The sequence below is a fragment of the Actinomadura roseirufa genome (assembly GCF_900659635.1).
In the GTDB taxonomy this organism is placed as follows: Bacteria; Actinomycetota; Actinomycetes; order Streptosporangiales; family Streptosporangiaceae; genus Spirillospora; species Spirillospora roseirufa.
This window is the reverse complement of sequence record NZ_CAACVB010000295.1, coordinates 1-8,434: the sequence shown is the minus strand read 5'-3', so window position 1 is coordinate 8,434 and position 8,434 is coordinate 1. Positions and strand designations below refer to the sequence as shown.

Sequence of the window (8,434 nt, the reverse complement as noted above, 5' to 3'; positions counted from 1 at the left end):
GGCCCGGCGCCGATCGCGGCCTCGACGGCGCCGGCGCCGAGCCGTTCGGCGAGCAGGCCGAGGCCCTTGCGGGCCGCGGTGGCCTCCACCGGGTGCTCGGAGTCCTGCGCGCCGGCCAGCAGCGGCGCCGCGAGCCGCAGCCCGGTGCCGGCGAGGACGGTCAGCGCGCTGCCGCGCACGACCTCGTCCTCGTCGCCGGTCGCGATCTCGGTCAGCGTGTTCAGGTTCTCCACCGAGACCAGCCGGCCGAGCGCGGTGATGGCGTTGCGGCGCAGGTTCGGGTCGCGGCCGGGCGACCCGGGCTCCAGGGCGAGCCGGCGCAGCAGCGGGGCGTGCCGGTCGGTCAGCCGGGCGAGGTTCTCCTCGGCGGTCTCGGGGTCGTGGGCCCGCAGCAGCTCGTTCAGCTCCTCACGGGCGCGCACGCCGGGAAGGTCGTCCCGGTTCACCAACGTGGACGGGCGCTCGGCGGGCTGTTCCTGTCCGGCGTTGCCACTCATGGCCGCCTCCTCACGCGATGCGGACCCAGCCGTGCCGGATGAGGGTCCGGTACTGCGGGTCGTAGTTGAGATTGGTGTCGTTGGCCGTGCTGCTGCTCAGCATCAGGTTGCCCGGCTCGGTGACGTGGACCAGCCCGAGGTAGTGGCCGACCTCGTGCCCGATCAGCATGCCGAGGTAGGGGACGTTGAGATGCCGGACTCCGCCGGAGGTGTACCCGCTGCGGTCCACCACGACGCCGCTCTCGCGTCCGTTGTGCGAGGTCGGGCCGGGGATGGCTCCCGCCAGCCCGTCGAAGCCGGTGCCGGAGATGCTCGGCACGACGAAGACGTCGATGAAGCCGTTGTCGGGCCCGGACCACTGCTCGAACAGGTCGCGGGCCTCGCTCTCGGAGGTGATGACGGTGAACCCGCCGGCCTGCGCGTTGCTGATGAAGCGGCGGTCGACGGCGAGCGTGACGTCGCGGCGCTCGTAGATGACGCGGGTCCGGTCGACGGCGAGGTACAGGTCGGTGTACTCCTCGGCGGTGAACGACTCCGCGCCGACCCGGGTGATGTTGAGGCCGAACGAGAACATCGTGCGGACGGTGATCTGCCCCGCGGCGGTCCCGCCGTCCTGGCGGGTCATGGTGATCTGGACGGCCAGGTCCTCCTTGGCGTCGAGCTTTCCGAAGATGCCCGTGCCGGCGGGCGAGTTGAACGCGATCCAGCCGTCCCAGGTGCCGTGCGCGGGCACGGTGATCGGGTCGGGGAAGCGGCCGTTGCCCTGCTCCACGAGCGTCCCGCCGCCGATGGGCCCGTCCCAGAACTCCCACTTGAACTCCTGCCGCATGGGGACCGCCGAGGCGTCGCCGTTGCTCAGGGTCACGGTCAGGTTGGTCTGGTAGGCGTTGCCGGACCTCACCGCGCGGGCGCTGAAGGTGCCGGTGACGAAGTTGTCGCGGGGCGACAGCCGCAGGTCGAACGGATTGGACGGCAGGACCGCGACGCTGACCGTGAAGTCGGCCTGCGACCCGGACTCGGTGATCAGGCCCACCGCGAACGTCGCCGGGCCGGGCGGCAGCGACTGCTCCGCGCCGAACTCCACGTCGGCGTGGCCGCGGTCGTGGTCGGCGGCGGCGATCCGCTTCTCGACGACGAACGGCGTGCCGTCCCAGAAGACCAGGACGCTGAGGACGCCCTCGTCGGGCGTGTCGCTCACGAAGGCGACCCGAAGCCGGAAGGGGCGGTCGCTCATCAGCCGCTCCGCCGGCTGGACGTCCAGGATCGCGACCCGGCCGGCGCCGAGCCCCCGCCGGGCCTCCTCGGCGTCGATGGGCGGGGTGTCCAGCGGGCCGTACCGGTTGACCGGCCGCACCGGCGACTGACCTGCGGACGACGTGGTCTCCATGGCGCTCCTCATCTCGCGGACGAGGAACCGGCCCAAGGTCGGAAAGGCGGCGGATCGGCGGGCCGGTCCCGGTGAGGGCGCGGCCGGCGCGGAACCCGGCGTTCCCTCTCATGCCCGGATCGGACGCTGGTCCGATTCAGGTGATCTCGTCATCACAGAGCGTAACAAGACCGTCTCGACCTCGTCCATGGCCGGATGGGATGGTCCTTCCCGCTTCGTTCCGCTGGACGAAACCCGGATCCCGGCACCGGCCGGACCCTTCGTCCCGAGCCGTGACGGCAAGGGGATTCGGCGGTCCCGCGCGGAACGCCGTGACCGCACGCGGCCTCCACCGGCGCGGACGCGCGGTGTGCTCTCCGGAACACTTTTGGACGCCGCGCCCAATATCGAACTCAGCGGTAACGTGCTGAGGTTAGGGTCTAGTTCAAGGGCGTCCAGGAGAGGCCGGCGCTGTGCGGCCGGCGTTCCGCGACTGACGGGAGTGGTGCGTGGGCAGGTGCAGGCGTGGCTGAGGAAGACGAGCCGTCGAGCGGGCCCTTGCGCGTGGCGCTGCTCTCCTACCGGAGCAAGCCGCACTGCGGCGGCCAGGGCGTCTACCTCCGCCATCTGAGCCGGGAACTGGTCGATCTCGGGCACACCGTGGAGGTCCTGTCCGGCCAGCCGTACCCCGAGCTCGACCGCGACGAGATCACGCTCACCAAGATCCCGAGCCTGGACCTGTACCGGGACGAGGACCCGTTCCGCACACCCGCGCGCGAGGAGTTCCGCGACTGGATCGACGTGCTGGAGTTCGCCCACATGCGGACCGGCGGCTTCCCCGAGCCGCTCACCTTCAGCCTGCGGATGCTGCGCGCCCTCAAGCGGCGGCGGCGCGACTTCGACGTGGTGCACGACAACCAGGTCCTCGGGCTCGGCAACCTCGGCATCGCCCGGCTCGGGCTGCCGCTGGTCACCAGCATCCACCACCCGATCAGCGTCGACCGGCGGATCGACCTGGAGGCGGCACGGGGGTTCCGGGAGCGGCTGGGCAAGCGCCGCTGGTACGGGTTCGTCGCGATGCAGTCGCAGGTGTCGCGCCGGATCGGGACGGTCCTGACCGTCTCCGCGTCCTCCAAGGTCGACATCGTCAAGGACTTCAAGGTCGACCCGCGCGACATCGAGATCCTCCCGCTCGGCGTCGACACCCGGCTCTTCCACCCGCGCGGCCCGCGGGTGCGCGGCCGGATCGTCGCGATGGCCAGCGCGGACGCGCCGATCAAGGGCGTGGACGTGCTGCTGCGGGCGGTCGCCAAGGTCGCCACCGAGCGCGACGTCCACGTGATCGTGGTGAGCCGGCCGCACAAGGACGGCCCGACCGAGCGGCTGGTGCGGGAGCTGGCCCTGGGCGAGCGCGTCCGGTTCGCCGGCGGCATCGGCGACGACGAGCTCGGCGAGCTGCTGGCCTCCGCGGAGATCGCCGTCGTCCCGTCCCGGTACGAGGGATTCTCGCTGCCCGCCGTCGAGCACATGGCCTCCGGCACGCCGCTGGTCGCCAGCCGCGCCGGCGCGCTGCCCGAGGTGGTCGCGGACGCCGGGGCGCTGGTCGAGCCGGGCGACGTCGAGGAGCTGGCCGCCACGCTGCGCCGGCTGCACGACTCCGCGGACGAGCGCGCCCGCCTCTCCGCCGCGGGGCTCGCCCGCGTCCAGGAGCGCTTCGCCTGGCCGGCCGTCGCGCAGGCCACGGTCGGGCACTACCGCGCGGCCATGGAGCAGCAGCGCTACCGCCGGCTCGCCGCGGGCCCCCGCCGGTAGCCCACAGCACGCGGGAGCTCCCCCGGAGCGTCCCCCGTACGGAAGGAGCACGACCCTGCTGACCGTGGATTTCCAGCGGTTCCGCATCTCCCCCGGAGACCGCGTCCTCGACATGGGGTGCGGCGCCGGACGGCACGCCTTCGAGCTGTACCGGCGGGGCGCGCACGTCGTCGCGTTCGACCTGGACGCGGACGAGCTGGCCGGCGTCGAGACGATGTTCGGCGCCATGCGGCTGGAGGGCGAGGTGCCCGCGGGCGCCACCGCCGAGACCGTGCGGGGCGACGCGCTGGAGCTGCCGTTCCCCGACGGCCACTTCGACGCGGTCGTCGCCTCGGAGGTACTGGAGCACATCCCCGACGACATGCGCGCGATGCGCGAGCTGATGCGCGTGCTCAGGCCCGGCGGGAGGCTCGCGGTGACCGTGCCGAGCTGGCTGCCCGAGCGGGTGTGCTGGGCGCTGTCGGAGGACTACCACACCGCCCCCGGCGGGCACGTGCGCATCTACACGCGCGCGGAGCTGGAGGCGAAGCTGAAGTCGGTCGGCTTCCGGGTGGGCGGCCACCACCACGCGCACGGCCTGCACGCGCCGTACTGGTGGATCAAGTGCGCCGTCGGGGTGGGCAACGACGCCAACCCGCTCGCGCGGGCCTACCACCGGCTCCTCGTCTGGGACATCATGAAGCGGCCGCGCGCCACCCGGGCGGCCGAGCGCGTCCTGAACCCGCTGATCGGCAAGAGCGTCGTCGTCTACCTCGGCAAGCCCGCGGCGCCGGGCTCGCCCGCGGCGCCCGCCCGGGAGGCGGCGGATGCGCTCTGAGCCGGGACCGCCGTCGGTCCCGGGGGTCGTGACCGCCGCCGACGTGGCCGCGACGGCGCGGAGCATCGCGGCGCAGCAGGAGGAGTCCGGGGCGATCCCCTGGTTCTCGCCCACCGCGGGGATCCCCGGGCACGTGGACGCCTGGAACCACGTCGAGGCCGCGATGGCGCTCACCGCGGCCGGGTTGCGCGCGGAGTCCCGGCGCGCGTACGAGTGGCTGCGCGGCGTCCAGCGGCCGGACGGGTCGTGGCCCGCCAAGTGGGTGCTCGGGGAGGTCACCGAGCCGGGCGGCGAGTCCAACCACGCCGCCTACGTCGCCGTCGGCGTCTGGCACGAGCTGCTGATGACCGGGGACGCCGGCTTCGCGCGGCGCATGTGGCCGGCGGTGCGGCGGGCGGTCGACTTCGCGCTCGCCCTGCAGACCGGGCGCGGCGAGATCATCTGGATCCGGCACGAGGACGGCACGCCGGCCGACCACGCGCTGCTGACCGGCTGCTCGTCGATCTACCAGTCGCTGCGCTGCGCGGTGGCGCTGGCCGAGCGGCTCGGCGAGCCCCGGCCGGACTGGGAGCTGGCCGCCGACCAGCTCGGGCACGTGGTCGCCGCGCATCCCGAGGCGTTCGCCGACAAGAGCCGCTGGTCGATGGACTGGTACTACCCGGTGCTCGGCGGCCCGGTGCGCGGCGAGGAGGCCGCGCGGCGCCTCGCCGAGCGCTGGGAGACGTTCGTCGTGCCGGACCTCGGCTGCCGGTGCGTGTCGGACCAGCCGTGGGTGACGGCGGCGGAGAGCTGCGAGCTGGTGCTGACGCTGGACGCGGCGGGCGACCGCGACCGGGCCCTGGAGCTGTTCACGACGATCCAGCATCTGCGGCACGAGGACGGCTCGTACTGGACGGGCTGGCAGTTCGAGAACCGGCGGCACTTCCCCGGGGACCGCTCCACCTACACCGCCGCCGCGGTGATCCTCGCGGCGGACGCGCTGGAGGGCGCCTCTCCCGGCGCCCGGCTGTTCAAGGAGATCGCCGGGCGGCCGCTCGGCCCCTGCGCCGCCTCGGACCCGATCGCCTGCGGATGCGCGCTGGTGTCCCTCGCCAACTGAGCCCGCGCGGGCGGGGTCAGGACGCGGGGGTCAGCGGATCGGCGCCGGAGGTCCGTTCCAGGACGCGCAGCGAACCCTCCGCCCGGCGCTCCTCGAACGCGCCGCTGGCCAGGGCCCGCAGGTAGACGTCGTACGGAGGCCGGCCGCCGTCGCGCGGGTCGGGGAAGACGTCGTGGATCACCAGCGCGCCGCCCGCGGCCACGTGCGGGGCCCAGCCCTCGTAGTCGCCCTGCGCGTGCACCTCGGCGTGGCCGCCGTCGATGAACAGCAGCGCGAGCGGCGTGCGCCAGAACGCCGAGACCGTCCGGGACTGCCCGACGACGGCGACGACCTGGTCCTCCAGGCCCGCCGCACCGATCGTCCGGCGGAACGAGGGGAGCGTGTCCATCCGGCCGGTGCTCGGGTCGACCAGGGACGGGTCGTGGTGCTCCCAGCCCGCCTGGTTCTCCTCCGAGCCGTGGTGGTGGTCGACGGTGACGAGGACCGTGCCCACCCGCCGTGCCGCGGCGCCGAGGTAGACGGCGGACTTGCCGCAGTAGCTGCCGACCTCCAGCATCGGGCCGGTGCCGGCCAGGCGCCCCCCGTACTCCAGGGCCGTCTCGTACAGGACGCGGCCCTCGCCGTCCGGCATGAAGCCCTTGGCGCCGCGCGCGGCGCGCAGCAGGTCGGGCGGCATCGGCACCGGCGGACCCGCCGGCGCCGGCGTTCCCCTGCCGGCGAACGCCTCGATATGGGTCATCGATCTCCTCCGCGGGCACCCTATCCAAGAACCCGCCGGACCCACGTACGAGAATGACGCACCGGGAGCACGCACGGGAACGGAGAAGGCGATGAGAGTACGGGTCGACCCGCTCGCCTGCGAGGCCAACGGCGTCTGCGCCGGGCTCGCGCCCGAGGTCTTCGACCTCACCGACGACGACGAACTGCGCATTCTCCGGCCGGACGTGCCGGCCGAAGAGGCCGACCGCGTCCGCCACGCGGTCAGGTCGTGCCCGAAGGCCGCCCTGACCCTGGACGAGTGACCGGCCGGGCCTCCCTTCCCCTCAAGCTCACCCCTCACCCACCCCTTTCGGGACGTCCCGCCCGGCGCGGGACGTCCCCCTCTATGCGGAGGCAGCCATGGCACGTGCCGCGGTACTGCACACGGTCGGCGACACGGACCTCGACCTGCGTGACGACGTCGTCACCGCGGCTCCGGGCCCCGGCCAGGTGAAGGTCACGATCAAGGCCACCGGGGTCTGCCACTCCGACCTGTCCACCATGGCGGGCGTGCTGCCCGCCGTGCCGCCCGCCGTCCTCGGGCACGAGGGCGCGGGGGTGGTGGCGGAGGTCGGCGAGCGGGTCACCGGCCTGCGGCCGGGCGACCACGTGGTGATCAACTGGACGCCCGACTGCGGCGCCTGCGGCGCCTGCCTGCGCGGCGAGCCGTACCTGTGCACGACCCACCTCGCCCGCTCCTTCCGCGAGCCGAACTTCGCGCTCGGCGACGGCACCCCCGCGTTCGGCATGGCGGGCACCGGAACGTGGGCCGAGCAGGTCGTCGTCCCCGAACGCGGCGCCGTCAAGGTCGCCGAGGACGTCCCGTTCGAGTACGCGGCGCTGCTCGGCTGCGGCCTGCCCACCGGCGTCGGCGCGGTGGTCAACACCGCGCGGGTGCGGCCGGGCACCAGCGTCGCGGTGATCGGCGCGGGCGGGGTCGGGCTCGCGGTGGTCCAGGGCGCCCGGATCGCCGGCGCGGCCACGATCCTCGCGGTCGACCCGAACCAGGCCAGGCACGCCGCCGCGAAGACGCTCGGCGCCACCCACACCGCGACGCCCGCCGGCCTGGCGGAGGCCAAGGCCGTGCTCACCGGCGGCGCGGGCTTCGACTACGCCTTCGAGGTCGTCGGCCGCTCCTCGGCGATCACCACGGCGTGGGACGCCGCCCGGCGCGGCGGCGACGTCGTCGTGGTGGGCGCGGGCGCCGCCGACGACGAGTGGACCCGGAACGCGTTCTCGCTGCTGTTCGACGGCAAGACGCTGCGGCCCTCCCCCTACGGCGGCAGCGACCTCCGGCGCGACATCCCGCGCCTCGTCGCGCTGTGGCGATCCGGCAAGCTCGACATCGACGCCCTCATCTCGCGGCGGATCGGCTTCGAGGACCTCAACGACGCCCTCCGCGCGCTGCGCGACGGCGAGGTGATCCGGCAGGTCGTCCTGTTCGAATGAACTCATCGCAGGCGAGCGCGAATCGCGTGACGGCCGAGGTCATTTGAGGCAGGCCCAAGCCGGACGCGCACCGCGCGTGAAAGAATCCTGCGAGCGTCGCGCTCAGCCGGGCGCCGGTCGCCGGGCGGCGCCCTGAGCCTGGATCGAAGTGAAGGAGCGCGGGGTGGCGTACGCGGGTGGAACGTGGCCGGTCCGGCCCACGGCGGCACGTGCGGCCCTCGCCGCGCTGATGCTCGCCGTACCGCTCGCCGTGCCGCTCCCGGCCCGCGCCGCCGCCCCCGTCGCCGGGCGCCGCATCCACGACATCCAGGGCACCCGGCACCTGTCGCCGCTCGCCGGGGCCTCCGTCCGCGGGGTCCCCGGCGTGGTGACGGCGGTAGGCGGCAACGGGTTCTGGATGCAGGACCCGCGGCCCGACAAGAACGACGCGACGTCCGAGGGCGTGTTCGTGTTCACCAGGACCCGCCCCGCGGCCGCCGCCGGCGACGCCGTCCGCGTGGACGGGCGGGTCACCGAGTTCCGGCCGGGCGGCGCCAGGTCCCGCGGGCTCACCCGCACCGAGATCGACGCGACCGCGACCGCCGTGAGCGCGCACGGCGTGCCGCTGCCCGCGCCGGTGGTGCTCGGCCCCGGCG

The 8,434-nt window shown here is 74.2% G+C and carries 8 protein-coding genes and 1 pseudogene; 6 read left to right on the top strand and 3 right to left on the bottom strand.

Annotated features, from left to right (window positions below; genetic code table 11):
* The coding region (locus tag E1291_RS35545) for a HEAT repeat domain-containing protein (protein ID WP_131742445.1) at window positions 1-497 on the bottom strand (497 nt) is incomplete at its 3' end.
* Between the two features lie 10 nt (window positions 498-507).
* Window positions 508-1,884, bottom strand: coding sequence for a zinc metalloprotease (locus tag E1291_RS35540; protein ID WP_131742444.1), 1,377 nt, complete (start codon window positions 1,882-1,884; stop codon window positions 508-510).
* 504 nt (window positions 1,885-2,388) lie between these two features.
* Between E1291_RS35540 and E1291_RS35535 the strand changes: the two genes are divergently transcribed.
* Genes E1291_RS35535 through E1291_RS35525 form a run of 3 tightly spaced genes read left to right on the top strand, consistent with a single transcriptional unit; the run spans window position 2,389 to window position 5,591 of the window.
* Window positions 2,389-3,675 carry a glycosyltransferase family 4 protein gene (locus tag E1291_RS35535; protein WP_165495454.1) on the top strand — a complete coding sequence of 429 codons (1,287 nt, stop codon included), beginning with the start codon at window positions 2,389-2,391 and terminating at the stop codon, window positions 3,673-3,675.
* 55 nt (window positions 3,676-3,730) lie between these two features.
* Window positions 3,731-4,492 (top strand): class I SAM-dependent methyltransferase, encoded by a 762-nt coding sequence (locus E1291_RS35530; protein ID WP_207401111.1) that lies wholly within the window; start codon window positions 3,731-3,733, stop codon window positions 4,490-4,492.
* Window positions 4,482-5,591, top strand: a complete 1,110-nt coding sequence (locus E1291_RS35525; protein ID WP_131742442.1) for a prenyltransferase — start codon at window positions 4,482-4,484, stop codon at window positions 5,589-5,591. The genes E1291_RS35530 and E1291_RS35525 overlap by 11 nt, the downstream gene beginning before the upstream one ends.
* Window positions 5,592-5,607: 16 nt before the next feature.
* On the opposite strand, the gene E1291_RS35520 is transcribed toward E1291_RS35525, so the two are convergent.
* Complete coding sequence (locus E1291_RS35520; RefSeq protein WP_131742446.1) at window positions 5,608-6,267, bottom strand: class I SAM-dependent methyltransferase; 660 nt, start codon at window positions 6,265-6,267, stop codon at window positions 5,608-5,610.
* 154 nt (window positions 6,268-6,421) lie between these two features.
* Between E1291_RS35520 and E1291_RS35515 the strand changes: the two genes are divergently transcribed.
* The 3 genes and pseudogenes from E1291_RS35515 to E1291_RS35505 form a co-directional block, all read left to right on the top strand.
* Window positions 6,422-6,613 (top strand): ferredoxin, encoded by a 192-nt coding sequence (locus E1291_RS35515; protein ID WP_131742441.1) that lies wholly within the window; start codon window positions 6,422-6,424, stop codon window positions 6,611-6,613.
* Between the two features lie 97 nt (window positions 6,614-6,710).
* Complete coding sequence (locus E1291_RS35510) at window positions 6,711-7,799, top strand: alcohol dehydrogenase catalytic domain-containing protein (protein ID WP_131742440.1); 1,089 nt, start codon at window positions 6,711-6,713, stop codon at window positions 7,797-7,799.
* 163 nt (window positions 7,800-7,962) lie between these two features.
* A pseudogene (locus E1291_RS35505) lies at window positions 7,963-8,434 on the top strand (endonuclease/exonuclease/phosphatase); the annotation flags it as partial.

What these genes read in the sequence shown, in the direction of transcription:
- E1291_RS35540 (WP_131742444.1), bottom strand. Translation starts at nt 1,884, where the DNA reads ATGGAGACCACGTCGTCCGCAGGTCAGTCGCCGGTGCGGCCGGTCAAC.
- E1291_RS35525 (WP_131742442.1), top strand. Translation starts at nt 4,482, where the DNA reads ATGCGCTCTGAGCCGGGACCGCCGTCGGTCCCGGGGGTCGTGACCGCC.
- E1291_RS35520 (WP_131742446.1), bottom strand. Translation starts at nt 6,267, where the DNA reads ATGCCGCCCGACCTGCTGCGCGCCGCGCGCGGCGCCAAGGGCTTCATG.
- E1291_RS35515 (WP_131742441.1), top strand. Translation starts at nt 6,422, where the DNA reads ATGAGAGTACGGGTCGACCCGCTCGCCTGCGAGGCCAACGGCGTCTGC.
- E1291_RS35510 (WP_131742440.1), top strand. Translation starts at nt 6,711, where the DNA reads ATGGCACGTGCCGCGGTACTGCACACGGTCGGCGACACGGACCTCGAC.